Annotated in this window: 16 protein-coding genes; 2 read left to right on the forward strand and 14 right to left on the reverse strand. The window is 62.2% G+C overall.

What is annotated here, in order from left to right; all coding sequences use genetic code 11:
- Positions 1–146 precede the first annotated feature (146 nt).
- A complete protein-coding gene (locus VGY55_01395) occupies positions 147–1,163 on the reverse strand; it encodes a Gfo/Idh/MocA family oxidoreductase (GenBank protein ID HEV2968609.1) in 1,017 nt (338 codons plus the stop codon).
- 649 nt (positions 1,164–1,812) lie between these two features.
- Between VGY55_01395 and VGY55_01400 the strand changes: the two genes are divergently transcribed.
- Positions 1,813–2,226, forward strand: a complete 414-nt coding sequence (locus VGY55_01400; protein HEV2968610.1) for a thioredoxin family protein — start codon at positions 1,813–1,815, stop codon at positions 2,224–2,226.
- 58 nt (positions 2,227–2,284) lie between these two features.
- Here VGY55_01400 and VGY55_01405 read toward each other — a convergent pair whose 3' ends face one another.
- From VGY55_01405 to rfbF, 7 genes are all read right to left on the reverse strand, one after another.
- Positions 2,285–3,121: a glycosyltransferase family 2 protein gene (locus VGY55_01405; protein ID HEV2968611.1), complete on the reverse strand. Its 837-nt coding sequence runs from the start codon at positions 3,119–3,121 to the stop codon at positions 2,285–2,287.
- Entirely contained in the window at positions 3,118–4,149 is a 1,032-nt protein-coding gene (locus VGY55_01410) for a GDP-mannose 4,6-dehydratase (protein ID HEV2968612.1), read from the reverse strand. Before VGY55_01410 ends, VGY55_01405 begins: the two co-directional genes overlap by 4 nt.
- Positions 4,146–5,603 (reverse strand): lipopolysaccharide biosynthesis protein RfbH, encoded by a 1,458-nt coding sequence (rfbH, locus tag VGY55_01415; GenBank protein HEV2968613.1) that lies wholly within the window; start codon positions 5,601–5,603, stop codon positions 4,146–4,148. Before rfbH ends, VGY55_01410 begins: the two co-directional genes overlap by 4 nt.
- Before the next feature lie 100 nt (positions 5,604–5,703).
- Positions 5,704–6,657, reverse strand: coding sequence for an NAD(P)-dependent oxidoreductase (locus VGY55_01420; GenBank protein HEV2968614.1), 954 nt, complete (start codon positions 6,655–6,657; stop codon positions 5,704–5,706).
- 17 nt (positions 6,658–6,674) lie between these two features.
- Positions 6,675–7,664 (reverse strand): glycosyltransferase family 2 protein, encoded by a 990-nt coding sequence (locus VGY55_01425; GenBank protein HEV2968615.1) that lies wholly within the window; start codon positions 7,662–7,664, stop codon positions 6,675–6,677.
- Positions 7,665–7,782: 118 nt separating this feature from the next.
- Positions 7,783–8,913, reverse strand: coding sequence for a CDP-glucose 4,6-dehydratase (rfbG, locus tag VGY55_01430; protein ID HEV2968616.1), 1,131 nt, complete (start codon positions 8,911–8,913; stop codon positions 7,783–7,785).
- A 149-nt stretch (positions 8,914–9,062) separates the two neighbouring features.
- Positions 9,063–9,854, reverse strand: coding sequence for a glucose-1-phosphate cytidylyltransferase (gene rfbF, locus VGY55_01435; GenBank protein ID HEV2968617.1), 792 nt, complete (start codon positions 9,852–9,854; stop codon positions 9,063–9,065).
- Positions 9,855–10,072: 218 nt separating this feature from the next.
- Between rfbF and VGY55_01440 the strand changes: the two genes are divergently transcribed.
- Entirely contained in the window at positions 10,073–11,953 is a 1,881-nt protein-coding gene (locus tag VGY55_01440) for a hypothetical protein (GenBank protein ID HEV2968618.1), read from the forward strand.
- A gap of 12 nt (positions 11,954–11,965) precedes the next feature.
- Here VGY55_01440 and VGY55_01445 read toward each other — a convergent pair whose 3' ends face one another.
- From VGY55_01445 to VGY55_01470, 6 genes are all read right to left on the reverse strand, one after another.
- Complete coding sequence (locus VGY55_01445) at positions 11,966–12,463, reverse strand: hypothetical protein (GenBank protein ID HEV2968619.1); 498 nt, start codon at positions 12,461–12,463, stop codon at positions 11,966–11,968.
- A 220-nt stretch (positions 12,464–12,683) separates the two neighbouring features.
- The gene (locus VGY55_01450) at positions 12,684–13,892 is read right to left on the reverse strand and encodes a glycosyltransferase (GenBank protein HEV2968620.1); all 1,209 of its coding nucleotides are present in this window, start codon (positions 13,890–13,892) and stop codon (positions 12,684–12,686) included.
- Positions 13,883–15,571 (reverse strand): lipopolysaccharide biosynthesis protein, encoded by a 1,689-nt coding sequence (locus tag VGY55_01455; protein ID HEV2968621.1) that lies wholly within the window; start codon positions 15,569–15,571, stop codon positions 13,883–13,885. Before VGY55_01455 ends, VGY55_01450 begins: the two co-directional genes overlap by 10 nt.
- Positions 15,568–16,440, reverse strand: a complete 873-nt coding sequence (locus tag VGY55_01460; protein ID HEV2968622.1) for a polysaccharide deacetylase family protein — start codon at positions 16,438–16,440, stop codon at positions 15,568–15,570. Before VGY55_01460 ends, VGY55_01455 begins: the two co-directional genes overlap by 4 nt.
- Positions 16,441–16,445: 5 nt before the next feature.
- The gene (locus VGY55_01465; protein ID HEV2968623.1) at positions 16,446–17,747 is read right to left on the reverse strand and encodes a GNAT family N-acetyltransferase; all 1,302 of its coding nucleotides are present in this window, start codon (positions 17,745–17,747) and stop codon (positions 16,446–16,448) included.
- A gap of 4 nt (positions 17,748–17,751) precedes the next feature.
- Positions 17,752–18,664: GNAT family N-acetyltransferase (locus VGY55_01470; GenBank protein ID HEV2968624.1), on the reverse strand; the 913-nt coding region annotated here is incomplete at its 5' end.

Raw genomic sequence — 18,664 nt, forward strand, 5'->3', positions numbered from 1 at the left:
GGATACTCAGGTGACCGATGCCAGCGTCGATTTGCTCTGCGGGCTGACCAAGCTCCAGGATCTCGATCTGCAATTCACAAAGATTTCAAGGGCCGGCGTTGAGAAGCTGCAATCGGCGCTGCCGAACACGAAAATCACGAAGTAGCTCACGAATTCAAGAAAATCCGCCGCCCTTCGCGGTGGCTGGTGCGGGCGGCCAGCACGACCGATAGCGCGCGATAGGCGTCTTCCAATCCCGAAGTGTTGCGCACCAGGCTCGTGACCGAGCGATAAAACTGCGCCAGGAGCTGCTCGCCGACCGGCCGTTCGCTGTCGAGCGATTCCTGATGCCGACCGGCCCGGTCGAACCAGATCAAAGACGTCGGCAGGTCGATAAACGCGATGCCGTTCTGGCAAGCGACCTGCAGCGCCGGCGGGGGTCGAAACGTGACCGCCTCTTCCCATTGCACCGGCATGTAGGTGCCGCAACTGATTTGGGCCGCCGTGCCGGTTCCCGCTGGGCTGGGACCGGAGAAATCCACGTTCATCATCGTGTAATCCTCTGCCGCCGCGTTTGGATCGACGTGATGCTCGATACCGAACACGCTTGTCGGATCGCGGCCGACGACATACCGGCACCAATCGACCAGCTCGACGAGATCGCGCGTCTCGGGGGCCTTCGAGCAAGTCCGCGGTCGTGGCGCGGGGCCGTTCTTCACCGGCACGCGCCGATGGCAGAACAACAGCCGCGGTTCGCCAAGCTGCGTGGCAATCAACTCCTTCAGCCGCAAGGTGGCCGGAGCCTGCCGCCGGGGAAACTCCGCCATGAAGGCAATTCCCGACTCCTCCACTCGCTGTTTGAGCCGCAAGGCCTCGGCGAGTTCCAAGTGCGGCGTAACGGCGCAATAGACGGCTTTGCCCGCGTCGCACGCCGCCAGAATCGGCAGCGAACCATACCACTGCTCCGCTAGCATCACCAGAGCATCGATGTCTTCCCGCTGGGCGAGCGCCCGAAAGCCGTCGATCGGCGTGGCGTTGAACTCCTGGGCAGCCTGCTGGGCGCGATGCGCCACCTGGTCGCAAATCGCGCGGACCTCCAGCCGGTCGCTCAATGCTCGAAGCGCCGGCCGGTGCCGGGTTTCCCAGGCCTCACCAAGACCGATCAGGCCGACGCGAAGCTTCATGTCGCCACAGAGATTCCGGAAGCGGTGCCGAAGAGCCTATCCGAAAACCGCCTGCGGAGAGGGGGACCGTCCCCTTTTGTTCCGAAGACTCCACAAAAGGGGACGGTCCCCGGCGGTTTTGGATAAGCTGGCAAACGCAAAAATGGCCAAGTCCCTTTCGCGACCGAAAGGCGCAAACTCCCTGCGCCAGCGTCCGCGACCAGTAACGAGATTATATCGGGTGCCGCTTGCGGCAGACAATCAATAACTCGGCAACCGCCAAGGTATTTTCGAGCCGCGATCGGCGCCATTCGGGCTAGCGGAAAGACCTTCGTCGCCATCAAAAGGGATCGGAAACCCCCGGACCACTCTTTAGGAAAATTCTTCCCAACCCCCCTTGCACATGCGTTTTATCCAGATACACTCCACACTTTCACTCTCTTGGATCTTGTGAGCGTTGGTTGAACGGAGACAAGCGGAAAGGATGCCCGTCGGGCATGGATGACCGAACATTAGGAGCCAACCCTCCTCTCGGCACATCTGCCCGTCGCCTGCGGCAACCTCACCTGGGCGACTCGACTGAGTCGCCATAGTCCGGGTGTGCGATGGAACCCGCGAATCATCGTTTCTCGCGGGACTCGAAGGAACTCGAACTAAGGAGAATCCGACCATGTCTACCCTAATTACCGCATTGTTGAACGTCTCGTTGTTGGCTACGAGCGGTTCGACGACTTATTCAGACGCATATACGCTGGCTACCGCCGACGAAGGACGGCCGTTGGTCGTCCTCGTGGCCGCCGATTGGTGTCCGGCCTGTCAACAAATGAAACAGTCGGTGATTCCCCAATTGCAGCAGCGCGGCTCGCTGTCCAGAGTCGCCTTTGCGGTGGTGAATCCAGATCGCGAAGGCCCGCTGGCGAGCCAATTGATGGAGGGAAACTCCATCCCGCAACTGGTAATGTACGTGAAGAGCGACAAGGGGTGGACTCGTCGGCAATTGACTGGCAGCCAGAGCACCGGGGACGTGGAAGGCTTCCTGGCCAACGGCTTGGCGCGGCCGCTGGCGACCTTGACGAGCCGGTGAGCCGCGGGCGGATGCGGCTAGCGACCGCGCCGATGACTGCGGCGTCGGCCCTAACCGGCTATAAATGCAATGCTCGCTTGAGCGCCCGCTGCCAGCGGCGAACCTTGAACCGCATGTTGATTCGTGCCAGTCCGTGGCGATCCGCCATTTGGGCGGCAAAGTAATCTCGCACCAGGCGGTATCCCGCTTGGACCTCGCGCGCATGATTTACCGTGATGCTGGACTGGCAGGCGGCGAAATGCGTCAGAAACTTCGGCACATGGGCGACCTCGCTCGATTCGGCCGCGGCTTCCAACAGGAAAAGTAGATCAGGACCGGCGCCAAAGCGCTTGGCGATTTGATTCAATTCCGCATCGTCGCCGATCGGCAGCCGGAACCTGGCCGCCGTGCGCCGCACCAGCGCGCAGCAGGGAGAGACGGGGGTCAGTCCGCGGAGAAGCGCATCGTGCAGGTACTCCGCCACGCTGAACCACCGCTGGTCGGGGAAATGGTGCTTCGGCTCATCTCGATCGGCGTAATGCACCATCGCAGCGCTGAAGGCCAGATGGACCTCCGGCTTTTCCTCCATCGGCCCCAATAAGGCTTCGACGCAATGGGCTTCGATCCAATCGTCTGAAAAGAGAATCTTGACGTAGTCCCCGGTGCAACGCTCGAGACCGCAAATCCAATTGCGCGTCGGGCCGATATTCGTCTCGTTTTGAAACGGGCGGATGCGGGAATCCGTAGCCGCCAGCCGATTGACGACCGACCAGGTGTCGTCGGTGCTGGCATTGTCGCTGACGATAATCTCCAGGTTCGTGTGCGTTTGGGCCAGCGCGCTTTCAATACAACGGGCAATTGAATCCGCGCGATTGTAAACGGGGATGAGAACGCTAACTTTTTGTTGCATGCTCATGCGGCAAGAAGCTCGCGCGTCCAATCGAGGGCGTTGGCCAATCCGGTGCGATGATCGGTGCCTGGCATCCAGCCGAAATCGGTCGTCGCGCGGCGGTGATCGGCGACAAACACCTTTTGGTCGGATACTCGCCATTCGCGAATGCGCAGCGGCATCGCTGCGCCCGTCAACTCGCGGAGGATCGCGAACAACTCGACCAGCGACAAGCTGTTTTCCATTCCGCCGCCGATGTTGTAAATCCGGCCGGCAATTGCGTCGACGCGCATAGCAGCTTGGACGTAAACCTGGATCAGGTCGCGCGCGTGCAGCACGTCGCGCACCTGCTTGCCACTGCCGGAGATTTCGATCGGTTCGCGCGAGCCCGCGGCGAGTTCGAGCGCCTTCTGGCAGAACCAGCCAATCCAGCCCTGGTCGTAGGTGGCAAATTGCCGACCGCCGTACATCGACGAATGCCGGAACACGACGGTCCGCAGCCCGAACATCCGGTGATAGTCGCGGCAATACTGCTCCGCGCAGAGCTTCGAGCAGCCATAAGGCGAACTGCCGTCGAGCGGCAGCGATTCATCGAGACCGAGCGGATAGTCGGGAAGCACGTAGCGCGTCTGCGTCTCGTCGTGCCGGAGACCATCGAGCGAGCCGTACACCTTATTGGTCGAGGAGAAATAGACGGCAGTTTCGGGCGAGCCGAGTCGGACGGCCTCGAGCACATTAAGCGTGCCGCCGGCGTTGGTCTCGAAATCGAGCCGAGGATTGGCGAGACTCGTCGTCATTGCCACCTGTCCGGCGAGATGTGCCAGATGGGTCGGCCGTAACTGGCGAACGACGCGAGCGACCGCGTGCTCGTCGCGGACATCGATCTCGAAGAACGGCCACTGTGAACCATGCCGCGAGCGGAGCCAGGCGAGGTTCTCGCGCGACCCGTGGCGGCTCAAGTTGTCCAGCAGAGCGACGCTTGTGCCGCGTTCGAGCAACGCGTCGGCCAGATTGCTGCCGACGAACCCGCAGCCGCCGGTGATGAGCCAGTTCATGAGGCCAACCTCAGTTTCGAGCGCGCCGCGTCGATGAATTCCGCAACCGCGCCGCCGACGAAATCGATCATGGCGTCCGTCAACCCCGGATAGACGCCGATCCAAAACGTGTTGCGCATTGCCAAGTCGGTGTTTTTCAGCTCGCCGACCACTCGGAACGGGACATTTCGATAGGCGGGCTGACGAGTCAGATTGCCCCCGAAGAGCTGGCGCGTGCCGATCCGCCGCGATTCGAGATGACGCACCAGTTCGAGCCGCGAGAAGGGCGCATCCGGCCGAACCGTGATCGGGAATCCAAACCAGCTCGGCTCGCTCCGAGGCGTCGGCCGGGGCAGGATCAGGAATTCTTCCCACCGTCGCATCTGCTCATAAAGAAGTTGCCAGTTGCGCCGGCGGGCGGCGACGAATCGCGGCAGCTTCTTGAGCTGCGCTACGCCGACCGCCGCCTGCATGTCGGTCGCCTTGAGATTGTAGCCGATCTGGGAATAGATGTATTTGTGGTCGTATCCGGCGGGCAACTCGCCAAGCTGCCAGTCGAAGCGCTTGCCGCAGGTGTTGTCGGCGCCTGGTGCGCACCAGCAGGCCCGGCCCCAGTCGCGGAACGACTCGACGAGCGTCTTGAGTCGCGATTCGCGGGTCACGACGCAACCGCCCTCGCCCATCGTAAGATGATGGGCCGGATAGAAGCTGAACGTGGCCAGATTGCCGAACGTGCCGGTCAGCCGCCCCTCATAGGTCGAGCCGAGCGCATCGCAATTGTCTTCGATGAGCCATAGGTCGTGCCGCGCCGCGAGATCGACGACGGCGCCCAGATCGAACGGATTGCCGAGTGTATGGGCCAGCATGATGGCCCGCGTCTTTGGGCCGATCGCTTCCTCGACGCGGCCGACGTCGACGTTGTAAGTGCCCAATTCGACATCGACGAACACGGGACGCAGGCCATTTTGGATCGACGGATTCACGGTCGTCGGAAATCCCGCGGCGGCGGTGATCACTTCGTCGCCCGGTTTGAGCCGCCTGTCGCCAAGACTTTCTGAAGTGAGCGCCGAAAGGGCCAGCAAATTGGCCGACGAACCGGAATTGCACAGCAGCGCGTGGCGAACGCCCATCCAGCGGGCGAACTCGCGCTCGAATCGATCGGCGAACCGTCCGGCCGTCAACCAGAAATCGAGAGATGAATCGACCAATTCGACCATCTCATCGGCGTCGAACACCCGCCCAGCCACCGGCACGGGTGATTTGCCGGGCTCGAAGTCGCGCGCGGCAAACTTCGCGTCGTGATACTGGCCGACCAAATCAAGGATCTGTTGGCGCAGCTCCACGGCGGTTTCCGATTCGGCGGCGCCGCGCAGTTTGCCCGGTTTCGCGGCACCGGCGGCGGCTTTTGGTATACCAACCTCGTTCGTGCAGAAATCGCAATCGCCAGCCGCGTCGCCGCAGTTAGAACTTCTCATAATCGATTCGCGCTCGCCTTTCGTAGCACCGGGCCTCTGCATAGTTACATCGGTTCGCAAGCGAACCGGCTAACGTGAGCGTTTTCGCACTTTCAGGAGATCACGCGCACCGCCTCGTTGCTTGCGACGTCTCGTGCTGCCCGACATACCAATCGATCGTGGCGCGCAGGCCGGCCTCCAATGTCCAACGGGGCTCCCAGCCGAGCAGCCGCCGCGACGATTCCAGATTTGCGATTAGCGGAGGTTCGTTGGCTCGGTCCGGCGACGGAGAGAACTGCACGGGCGCCGCGGCGCCGATGATTCGCGCCACCATTTCGACCGCGGCCCGAATGCTCACGACTTCACCGGTTCCAAGGTCGAAAGTTTCTCCCTCGATGCCCGCCTGCACGGCGGCCCATAACATGCCGCGCACAATATCGGTGACGTGGATGAAGTCGCAGAGCCGATTGGCGCTTGCAAGTTGCGGCGATTCGCCGCGGAGCAGCTTACGGATCGTGTAGGGGATCAGTTTGGTCGGTTCCTGGCGCGGCCCGTAAGTGAGAAACGGCCGCACGATCGTGACGGGCAGTTGGTAGACCTGTTGAAACATGCGGGCATACAGCGAGGCGGCGGTCTTCGCGGCGGTATACGGCGACGACGGCACCGCCATTCGCATCTCACCCGCCGGCTCTTCGCCGCTGCCTACGAACACGAACCGCCGGCACCTCTGCTGCATGACGGCCGTCAACAGGTTCACCGAGCCGAGCAGATTGTGCTCGAGCATGGGACGAATCAATTCCCGTTCCTGCCGGGCGGTAACTTGTGCCGCGAGATGAAAGATGAAGCTCGGCCGGATTTGCGCGCAAACGGCATCCACCTGCGGCGCTTCGCGGAGATCAATGCTCCAGGGCACGACGCCCGTGACTCCATGCTCGGCGCAGCGGGCCACCCCATGCACGTCGGCCCCCAGCGACAAGAGCGCTTCGCACAGCGGACGACCGATGAATCCGGTCGCGCCACTGACGAGGACCCGCTCGCCGCGGAAAGCATCGCCAAATTCTTCGTGCCACGACATCCGCGCCGTTCTCCGGATCAAAAGCCGCTCGGCTGAAGGTCCTCACTGGCGGGAGTGGGGCTCGGCTTGCCGCGCTGCAGCGTAACGCCGGCCGCTCGCACATAATGCCGCCGCATGTATTCGAGCAACCGCAGCCAGCGGCGGCTTCCGAGCCGATCGTGCTCGAGCCCCAGCGCGGCGCGGAAACAGGCAAGGTCCTTCAGCCCCGGCCACTTCCCTTCCTTCAAGAGCAGTTGCCAATATTCCACGAACATGTCTTTCTTCCATTCCAGGATGGCCGGCTGGCCCAAGATGGGCGCGGCGAATTGCGCCGCATTCTCGATGAAGCGGATGTTTTGCCTGTGCATCGCCAGCGTGATTCGCGAAACGATGTTCTGGCCGTGGAAATGATAGAACACCGCCGGATAGCCGTAATAGGCCACGTCGGTGAGCGTCATCATCTTCAGCCAGAGTTCGACGTCGGCATAGAGAATCGCCGGATCGTTCCACGGATTGCAGCGGCGGGCCATTTTCACGTCGAACAGATTGCTGATCACCGGAATGGAGTATTTGCCGCGCCAATAGTTCAAAAAAAAGACCCGCCCAGGAGTTACGGTGTCGAGAGCCAGCGAAGTGACCTCGCGTTGCGGCCGGCCCAGCACGCAATCGCAAACAAGCAGACCCACGCGCCGCGATTCGAGGATTCCGACGCCCTCCTCGATGTACCGGTAATCGAGGAAGAAATCGTCGTCGGCCAGCACGACCGCGTATTTTCCCGTCGCCGCCGTCAGCGCGTTGCGGATGTTCAGCATCGCCGAAGTATTGCCGGGCGGGCTTTGCAAGTGGCGGACCCGCGGATCGCAGCGGACAAACTCGGCAATCGTCGCGTGTGTGTTATCGGTCGAATGGTTATCCGAGACCAAGACTTCGAGCTTAGGATACGATTGCGTCAGCACGGATCCGAGCGCGCGGCGCAGCATCTGGCTACGGTTGTAGGTCGGGATCAGGACGCTGACGAGAGGTTCCATAACGTAGCAGGCACACTCCGTGTGCCGTCCGCCGCTTGTTGTCAGGTAGCGGTTACACTCCCGCGTGCCGTTCGCCGTTTCCTGTCACGGCACACGGAGTGTGCCTACTACAAATATCTCACGCCGCTTGCCGTTCTCGCTCGGTGCTTGGCGGGCGAATGCGATCCGCGGGTCGAGTGCCCGCTTTCATTTCGTAATGTTGGATTTGCTGGCAAGTCAATTCACGGACGTCGATCGACCGTGCACCATTGCCAGCCCGGCGATACCAATCGGCCGTCAGTTCAATCGCCTCGTCGAGTTCTAGCGCCAAGTGCCAGCCCAGCCGATGGTGAGCCTTCGCCGAGTCGAGCCGCAGCAGCTTTGCCTCGTGGGGGCCGTTTAGCGTCGGCTCGGCGTGCCAGCTTCCGCTCCCCCAGTGACCGACGAATCGATCGAGCAGTTCGGCGACCGGCACAGCATCCTCATCCCGTGGTCCGAAATTCCAGGCCTCGCCATATTCGCGCGGCTCGGAGTGCAGGCGCTCGGCGAGCGTTACATATCCACGAAGCGGTTCGAGCACATGTTGCCAGGGACGAACCGACGTCGGTCGCCGTGACACGAATGGCTGGCCCTGCGCCAACGCGCGCACGGCGTCGGGCAGCACGCGATCCAGGGCCCAATCGCCGCCGCCGATCACATTGCCGGCCCGTGCGGTTGCGATGCCGGCGCGGCATTCCGTCGCGGCAAAGTACGAGCGACGATAAGCCGCCGCGACCAATTCCGCGCAGCCTTTGCTGGCACTATAAGGATCGTGGCCTCCCATCGGCTCTTCTTCGCGGTAGCCCCAGAGCCATTCTTTGTTTTCATAGCACTTGTCGCTGGTGACGGCCACCACGGCACGCACCGATTTGGTTTGACGCACGGCCTCAAGCAGATGAGCTGTCCCCATCACGTTGGCGGCAAAGGTCTCGACCGGCTGGGCGTACGACTGGCGCACCAACGGCTGCGCCGCCAAATGGAAGACGATCTCCGGCTGATGCGCCGCGATGGCCGATCGCAGCAGTCCCAGATCGCGCACGTCGCCGCGCAGATCGATCATGCCGTCTGCGACCCGGGCCGCCGCGAACAAGCTCGGCGCCGTGGGCGGGTCCAGGGCGAATCCGACCACGCTGGCGCCCAATTGCTGCAGCCAGAGCGCGAGCCAACTTCCCTTGAAGCCCGTATGACCGGTGATGAATACCTTGCGACCGATCCAGAAGGAGGCGTCCATGCTGCTCGCTCTTTCGATGTTGTCGTCTCCCTCTCCCCTTGGGAGAGGTCCTGGGTGAGGGGATGCAATCCGTTGCGGCACTTCCCCTCACCCAACCTCTCCCAGAGGGAGAGGAGTCTGTCACTCAGGCTGTAGCGTGAACATTCATTTCACGCCGCCGATTTGTGCGCCGCGGCAAGCGATTTCCACGGCGCGGTTCCTTCCTCCCAAAGCCGCTCCAAGAGCCGCACGTCGCGGAGCGTGTCCATGCATTGCCAGAATCCCTGATGCCGGTAGGCGACCAACTGCCCGTCGCGCGAAAGAGCTTCCAGCGGCTCGCGCTCGAACACGATTCGATCGCCGTCGATGTAGTCGAGCACTCCCGGCTCGAGCACGAAGAAGCCGCCGTTGATCCAACCTTCGCCGATCTGCGGCTTCTCGTCGAATCGCGTGACCACGTCGCCAAAGAAACTCAGGCCGCCGAAGCGGGCCGGTGGCCGGACGGCCGTCACCGTCGCCAATTTCCCGTGGCTACGATGGAAGGCAAGCAGTTTGTTGATATCCAAGTCGGCCAGGCCGTCGCCGTAGGTGAGCATGAACGTTTCGTTGCCCAGCCAGCGCCGCAAGCGCTTCACGCGGCCTCCCGTGTCGGTCGAAGGCCCGGTGTCGATTAGATGCACGAGCCAATCCTCGCGCTCGTCCTCATGCGGCTCGACCCGGCCATTCGCTAAGTCGATCGTCAGGCTGTTGCGCACATTGTGGTAGTCGAGGAAGTAGCGCTTGATCACCTCTCCTTTGTAACCCAGGGCGACGACGAACTCGCTGTGGCCGAAGCGGGCATAGAGGTTCATGATGTGCCAGAGGACTGGCTGCCCGCCGATCTCGACCATCGGCTTGGGCTTCAGGCCGGTTTCTTCCTGCAAACGCGTGCCCAGTCCGCCCGCCAGAATTGCAACCTTCATGGTCCAATCCTTGAATCTGGTTTTTTTGGTCAGGCCAACGACCTCTCCTCGTCGGCCAATCGCCGCGGGGCCGATCCGTCAGCCCGCCATTGGAGGCGAAACAATAGCGGAAACCTTCGGCTCGACACAAGGTCAGAATTGCTAGCAACCCCTCTAACCGATATTGGCAAAACCAGTTAGCTGTGCAACGATGCCGCAATTAGCAAGGATGCGCTTTGATGGCCAGATTCATTTTGATCGACCACTCTCTGCAGAGCGTCGGCGGGCATCATTTCGAATACGCTTTGCACGTCCTGCGGGCAGCCGAACGGGCGGGCTTCGACGTTTGGCTGGCCGCCAACCGCAGGCTCCGCGATAGCGGCCAGTTTCCCGAATGTTGGAAAGTCCGCCCGCTCTATCAATTCACGACCTATACGCGGCATCGCTACTCGGGCGAAGTTGCGCGCGACCCGCGACCACAACCCCTTTGGCCGTGGCGGCTGATCACGGAACGGTGGATCGAGCACCGCCGCTTCCTGCGGGCCTCCTCCTTTGCTCGCGACACGGCCACGCTGTGCGGTGAGATTGAGTTGGAGCCGGGGGACCAAGTGTTTGTCCCGACGCTTTCCGAACTGGATCTCTTGGGCCTCGCCCAATACTTGTCTCACGACAATCGCACGCTCCGTGTCGATTGGCACCTGCAATTCCATTATCCGATATTTGCCGGTTGCGAGCCCGACTATGCTTCTCAAGACGAACGAACGAAACCGCTCAGGCACATCTATAATCAGGCTATGGCGCTGGCAGCCAACCACCGGCTGCACTTCTATACGACGAGCGATCATCTGACCGCCCAGCAGAATCGCCTCGGCGTTTTCCCGTTTCAAACGCTGCCCTATCCGGTCAATCCGATCCTGCAAACCGGCCGTGACCACGCCGCCGAGCGCGCCGGTCCGCTGCGAATTGCCTATCTCGGCGATGCGCGACGCGAAAAGGGATATCAATTGCTCCCCGGGCTGATCCAGCGATTGTGGCACGACTATGTGGCGACCAATCGGGTAAAGTTTGTCGTGCAATCCAACTTTCATTTTCCGCTCCCGGCTCGCGGCGACGAACTCGAAGTGGTCGAAAGCGCAGCCGCGCTGCGGCGCCTGCCGCAAGACAAAATCGCGCTCGTGGATCAGCCGGTTGAAAGCGAGGAATTCTGTCGCCGCACGCTGGCTACCGATATCGGCATGTTGCTCTACGACCGCCGGGCGTACTTTTCGCGCTGCTCGGGGGTGCTTGTCGAGCTTTTGAGCGCGGGAGTCCCCGTGCTCGTATCGGCCGGTTGCTGGATGGCCGATCAACTTGGCGACGCCACGCGCGATTACCATACCGGCCTCCGGCACAATCGTCGGGTGCTCGGCAAAACTCGCCTGACGCCTCTCCATTCGCGGAACTCTATTTTCCCTCTCCCCTTGGCGGAGGGCCGGCGTGAGGGTGCTGAAACGTCGAGTCACCGCGTTGCAGAGCGCGTCCCGACCCGCAAAAACCGAGGGATAATTGGCGACGGTGCCCCAGCGTCCAGCCACCGCATTGCAATCCCGTCGGGTGCCAGTGATCTCTTACTCTTCTTCCCCTGGCCAAATGACCTGGGCGAAAGCACCGGCGCCTATGTGCGCGTCGAGACGAGCCTGTTCTCCGCCGATGGAGCAACGGTCGATTGCTGGGCCTTGGTGATCGGCCCGGGGGCGAAAGGGCGGTTGAGCACTGGGCTAGTGCATTTGCCGCCAAATGCCGCGACCGTGGCGGTGGATTGGCAAAATGCCTACGGGCGGCAACTAGTTGAATTCCGCGGCGTCGAACTCTGCTTCGTCGCTTCTGACTCAGGCAACAAGCGACCAACTCCACGTGGCGCCGTCGGCCTTGTCGCCGCCGATCCCGATCAAGCTCCGGAACTCTTGATCGATCTGATCGAGAACTACTCTCACTATCGCCAGACCGCCGCGCAATTCGCGCGCTGCTGGACGGCTTGGCACAACCCCGACCGCGTTGTCGCTGAACTCCTGTCGCAGCGCCGGGCGCTGCCTCTGCCCGCCGCTTCTTCGACAGCGGCCGCGCGCTCGCTCCCCGCGTGATGCGCTGCAAGCTCAATTTCCACAGGCTGCGCAGTGCGGCGGCGATTCGTAGGACGCTTGTTTCGCGCCGCCGCGGTGTTTAGCGCGGCTGGACGAAGTCGGAGGCATCGGCGGTTGCGGAGGCGGTGTCGGAGTGGACATGTCCGACGGCGGCGCAGGGGCGGGGCCGGCGGTGCCGACGCGCGGCCCGAGTTGATACCAGGGACGCTGATCTTCGCAACGGCCCGTGTAATTGCCGCAGCAATCGCAGGGATCGCAGCGCTCCGGAGGGCAACTGTGCCAGTCACCGAGATAGAGTTCGCCGCAACCGCAATCGCACCAGTAGCTTCCCCCGCCGCGATAATCGTCGGGTAGGCAGCGGCGGCAGAGCAAACCACAGCCGCAACCGCAGCCGTTGTCGCAGCCATTGCCGCAGCCGTTACAAGGCGAGCAACAGCAGCAGCATCCGCTCGAACCGATCAGGCTGGCCGTTGCCAGAACGACGAACAGAGCGCGTTTCAGCCCGGCCATGATCCGATACTCCCCTGAGGAATGCGGCAAATCTCGGTACCACAAGCGTCTATCGGCCGGTGCGACCGCTAGAATCGAGAAAATCGTTAGGCTCGTGAAAGGCTAGCTAGCTGAGCGATTCGCGGCTAATTGCCTCACTTACCAATTCGAGGTGGGAACTTACCCGCCGAAGCCGCCGTTTTTGGACGGAGCGAGAGGTGAGGGGACGCGCGAGCGGACTTTAGACTGGGGCGACCGGTTTCCACGACTTGGCATGTCGGGCCGTTTTTTGGTCGTGCAAGCGCGTGAGCAGCTCTTCATAGCCGGCGACCATCCGATCGAGCGACCAATGATCGACGACGTGTTGCCGGCCGGCGGCGCCGAGCGCTTGGGCCAGACTCTGATCGCGGAACAGCTCGACGACGCGGCGGGTCATTGCATCCACGCTTTCCGGCTCAACCAGATACCCGACCTGCTCGTCGAGCACTGATTCCGGCACCGAGCCAACGCGCGTGGCGACGACCGGCTTGCCGCAGGCCAGTGCTTCCAGGATCGACACGGGATTCGCCTCGTTCCGCGATGTTAGTAATAGCACGTCGAGGAGATTCAGCAGCTCGGGCACGTCCGTCCGGGTGCCAAGGAAATGCACGGCGCCGGCAATCTTTAATTCAGCGGCAATTCGCTCGAGCTTTTCCCGCTCCGGCCCGTCGCCGATGACGAGGAAATTGGCGGACGGAATCTGGCGGCGGACGCCGGCGGCGACCTGCAAGAACATCTCGTGGTTTTTCTCCGGCCGCAACGCTGCGAGAATTCCGGCAAGCGGGGCACTGGCCGGCACGCCAAGTTGCCGCCGCAATCGCGGGTCGGACGGCCGGGCGCGAAAGCGGTTGATATCGACGCCGTTTGGAATCACGCACACCTTTGATTCAGGGAATCCTTCGCGCTCGACCAGATGCCGGCCATGGGGCGCTGCGACGGCGATGAACATGTCGGTCAGCGGCGTGAGCCAACGGTTCAAGCGGCCGATGCCGTCTGGCCAGCCGGTCGAGTGGAGTGCCGAGGCGATCACTGGGACGCCCGCTCGCCACGCGGCCAAGCGGCCCCAAAACATCTTATCCCCGGCGCCCACGGTCACGGCGGCGTCGATCCGCCGATCGCGGAACAGTCGCTTCAAGCGGCCTAGAATCCGCGGATCGAATTTGTTCCGGAGCAAATCGGAGAAGACCGGCACTTCGGCGCCAAGCAGTTCGCCCAATTCACCCTTTGTCTTCAGGCAGCAAACCTCCGGGGCGAAGCGGGTGCGATCGATCCGGCGGACGAGATTCACCAACAACGTTTCCGCGCCGCCGACCTCAAGCGAAGTGTTCAGAAACATGACGCGCAGCGGTTCGTGCGGCAACGTCGCTGCCGGTGAGTCTGAATCGCGGTCAGTGAACGGCGCTAACGACATCGTTTCTCTCCAATTCGATCAGAATCCGCTGCAATACATCCACCGGCTCGTCTGGCGCTGGCGCGCTCTCGCCAAACCGCGGTCAAGAGTTGTTTCTCGCTATAATTGAGCACGCGGTCGGTCAAGAAAACTCCAATCGCGACCGCGACCAGAGTCGCCAGCGAAAACCAAGGCCCGGCGGCCAACGCGAGCGGCAGCAATGTGATCAGCCAGACACCGGCATCCAGCCGCAGGCCCAGCCATTGATTGAAGCGGTAGATGCAGGCCAGGGCGAACAAATTCGCCGCAGCGGTCGCCCACACGACGCCGTGCAAGCCGAACCGCGGCAGCAAGAAGAAGCAAAGGGCGACGTTCACCACCAGGCTGCCGGCCAGCGCCAGGCTGGCCAGCGTCGGCCGCTCGGCGCACCAGAGGTACATCTGGGCAAGCGGAATCAGCGCCATCCAAACGCAATAGATGAGCGTCCAAGGTAGGATTTCGAACCCACCCTCGTATTTCCCGTGAAAGGCCACGCCGAACAGCAGCGGCGCTCCAAAGAGCGTCGCGACCGAGCCGGCAAGCATCGCCAGGCCCAACAGCTTGATCGTCAGGTTGAGCTTGGTCGCGACGTCGGTGGTCCGGCCGGTTTCCCAATCGTGGCTCAGGTGCGGCATGATGATTCCGCCGATCAGGCCGCACATCGAAACCATCAGCATCGGCACGACCTGCGAGCTGTGGTAGTGGCCGACAAGCGTGAGCGGATCGCTAGTGGGAGCGAAGTGCATCATCATGTAGCGATCGACGACGCCCACGAGGTTGTAAAGCAGGTTCACGGACCAAAGCCACGCGGCAAACGGCACCAACTTCGACCAAAGTTGCCGATGCGGCAGCGGCTCGGCCGAATCGGCGATCGAGCGCCATGTGCCTCGAAGCCAGACGAGCGTCACGACGAGCGCCACCGCGCAGGATCCAGCGTAGGCGACCACGATCGCCGCCGCATTCTGCCGCCAGCCGAGCAGCAGCGCAATCGAAAAGACTGCAAATAGCAGCCCGCTGGCAAACTGGACGATGCTCGTCACCCGCACCATCCGCAATGCGGTGAGCATGTCGGTGAGAAAGTTGTAGGCCGCGAGCGCTATCAGGCACACCGCCAGCAGCAGGACCATCTCCGTCTGATCGGGAGTAGCGAAGACCAACTCGGAGACCCAGTGCCGCAAGGCGCCGATTGCAATGGTTGCAAGGCAGGCCAAAATGGTGCAGACCGCGGCCGTGCGGCGCAGGAACGTCTTGAGATGCCCGCGACGCCGGTAGTATTCGAGATACCGCCCGAACGAGCCGGGCAATCCCATCACGGCCAACGGCGCTCCGAGCATCAAAAACTTGAAGCAGATGTCCCACTCGCCGAGTTGATTCGGCTCGAGCCAGCGGCAGACAAGAATCTGGCGGGCAAACCCGATCAGCCTCTGGACGATCGACAACACGAGCAGAATGGCGACGCTGGCGGCTAGCGAATCGGTGCGCAGGCCCCGCGCGGCGGCGTTCGACTCGCTCGCGCCGATTTCGCCTCCGATGGTCGGCAGTTCGGCGTCGGCCGTTTCAACCTGATCGATTGGAGCGGGCGGCGGCAGTCCGCCGCGGCGGATCGGCGAGCAGTCCGCCGCGGCCGACTCGTCCGGCGCTTCGAGGATCGTTGGATTCACGCGGTCGTCGCTCCTGCCGGCTGGCGGTCGGTCGCCGATGTGTAGTCGAAGCGGTAGGGACGCCGCGTTTTTCGAGGATCGACCGTCAGCCAGTTTTTCAGACGCAACAAGTCATCGGCGCAAATCCGTTGGATGTGGAACGAATCGTCGCCCGGGAAGTTATATCCGCCGTAGGCCGAGCAAACGCCGTTGTAGCCGTATTCATGGGCCAGTTTGAAGACGTTCCGATTGAGATTTGCCGACAGCCCGAAAGGAAACGCGAAATAACGCACGGCTCGGCCGATCGCCTGCTGCAATTCTTCACCGGCGACGACGACCTCGTCGTGGAGCTTCCGCGGGTTCTTGAGCCGGCTCAGATCGGCGTGGCTGCGAGTATGGGCGCCGATTTCGATCCCGGCCGCCGCCATCGCGCGCACTTCGTCAATCGTGTTCGGGTGCCCCTCGAAACCGCAAGCGACATCGTGGGGAAAGGGAATCCCTTGGAGTACGCATTTCGACGAGACGAAATACGTGCAAGGAATCTTCTCGGAAACCAACAGAGGCAGCGCCTCATGGCAATTGGCGGCATAGCCGTCGTCGAAGGTGATGCTTACGGCAGGTCGATGGTTCGCGCGGCCGGCGATCCGCCGCTGGGCCTCGGCAAGCGAAATCATATCGAAATGCCGTTTCATCCAATCCATGTGCCTCGCGAAAACCTGATTCGAGAGCGTCCAAGGGCTGGCTGCGTCGTCGGCGATCCGGTGATAGAACAGCACCATGACCGGCGACATCCCCGCCGCGCTCGCCCGCGCGGATTGCCATGCGCGATATGGCAACGTTCCGTGGTAATAGGCGCTCAGGAGTAATCGCTTCCACCAGGTCATCGTCATCCCTATCAATCTGTCTCGCCGGCGATCTTCTGCCCGAGATGGAAACCCTGTTTCATCCAGCGACGGACGTTGGTTCGCGCCAACCAGATCGCGTGCCGGAAGCGAGCAGCGGCGCGGCGGGCCACGATCCGTGCCTCGATCGTCGCGCGGGGCCGTGCCCCCCAGGAAGTCTTATAGGCCTCGTCCCCCCGTAAAAAGTCAAACGTCCGATAGCCGGACTCGATGGCCTGCTTCAGCGAGCCGATCATGCCGAGCCAGCCGGGACCGAGCTTGATCGCGTCCGGCTCGATCCCCGTCTGGTAGTAATAAACGGTATCGGCGCCCACGAAATCGTATTCGGCCGCGATCGGTCGGCCGGCCAATTCGGTCCACATCAAACGTAGCTTGCCCATTTCGAGGAAGCGGCGACTGACTTCGCGATGAAAAGCCGTAAATGGCCGGGAGGCGAAGCAGCCGGACTGCCCAAGCCCTCGATGACGCCGCTGGTGCAGATCGACGATCATTTCAAACCGATAATCCAGCTCGGCCGGATCGGTGAGGATGTGGGTCGTCGCCTGATGGTTGTCGAAATGCTTCCGGAGCGCTTGGCGGATCTTTGCCCGCCGCGGGCTATTGAGCGTGGCGAGAAACTCGTCCCAGGTCGAAGGTAGCGCGACGCTCCAGCAGTTTACGCCGGCGCGCTCGTGGATCGGGAATTCGCGCGAGGCGAACTCGTCTATCAGAGCGCGAACGCCCGGATCGCCCGACTCGGAGCCGATCAATTCAATGAGGTCCCAGCTCTCGATCCCCTCATTGCAAAGCCATTCACCGAGGGCGCGGGCCACGCGGGGTTGCTCACCCGGCGGCGAAAGGATGGTGAGATACTCCGAGCAGACTTCGCCGGATCCCAAAAAGCGAACCACGCGTCCTCGGCCGGCCGTCGGCTCGACATACCAGGGCGCGAGACCAATCACCTGGCCAGCATCGTCTTCGACGGCGAGCACGAACAGCTCAGTCGAGGCTTGACGGTAATTCCGCCACCACGGGACGAGCCAGTCCCAGCGCCGAAAGGGAACGTCGCCGGCCAGACGGTTCCAGTCATCCGCGAGCGCGGCCAAATCGACCATCGTCTTCAACCGCCGCGCGTGCAGCCGCGCCGTGGAGCGAACGACCGCGTTGGCGCCGGTCGTGAAATTGGCCGGCGCGAGACCGGTCCATTGCGATTCATTCGCATTCGCCGAATCAGACCTCAGTCGGCTTGTTGTTTCGACGACAGCAACCGTCACGTTTGGCGTGCAAGGCGTGTCGAAAGTCGATGGGTTTTCCATAAGTCTAACCGCTCATCAAGTCTTCAGCGAATTGCCAACCCGACTTGAGCCATTGCACCGCGCTGCCTCCGGCCGAGCGAACTCCGAACCGCAACCGGGCCGACATTCGGCTCGGCACGATCATCGCGTCGTAAGTGGCCCGGGGCGCGGCTCGCCAATGCGACTTATACGGCTCATCGCCGCGCAAAAAATCGAAGAATTGGTCTCCGCGTTCGATCGCCCGCCGGATCGCCGCGAGATTCGAAAGTCGTCCGGGCTGGTGGGCAAGCCGATCGGGATCGATGCCCGATTGATAGGCATACACGACGCGGGACCCGGCCAGATGGTATTCGGCGGCGATCGGACGACCATCCATTTCCAACCAGCTCATGAGCAAATCATTCCGCGGAAGCAGCCGCGCGGCGAGTTCGGAGTGAAATGCCAGGAACCGCGGCGAAGCGAAGCAGCCGGCCTGGCCGCGTTTTTGCCACCGTCGTTGGTGCAAATCGACCAAGATGGCCAGCGCTCGCTCCAAATCACGCGGCTGACGCACCCAATGCACGACGGCGCGGCCGCTACGAAAATAGTCTCGATCCAGCCGCCGCAATTGCTTGCGATGGCATTTCGAAAGCATTGCCAGATACTTTTCCCATGTCGAAGGCAGCGTTAGGCGCCAGCAGTTTAGCCCGGATCGTCGCTGAACGAACTGGCCGCGATCGGTCAAATGCCTCAACAACTGGCCCACGGTCAAATCGTCATGCTCGACTCCGACCAGTTTCAAGGCGTCCCATCGGTCCGGCCCGTGGGACGCGCCATTGCGGATGAGCCAATCGGCCAGCGTTCCGGCCGCGCCTTCTTCGTCGCCGTCACGAACCAACAGGCTCGGGTACTCGGAACAGACTTCGCCTCCGCCGAGGAATCGTATTACGCAGCCCTGC

The organism is Pirellulales bacterium, assembly GCA_035939775.1.
In the GTDB taxonomy this organism is placed as follows: domain Bacteria; phylum Planctomycetota; class Planctomycetia; order Pirellulales; family DATAWG01; genus DASZFO01.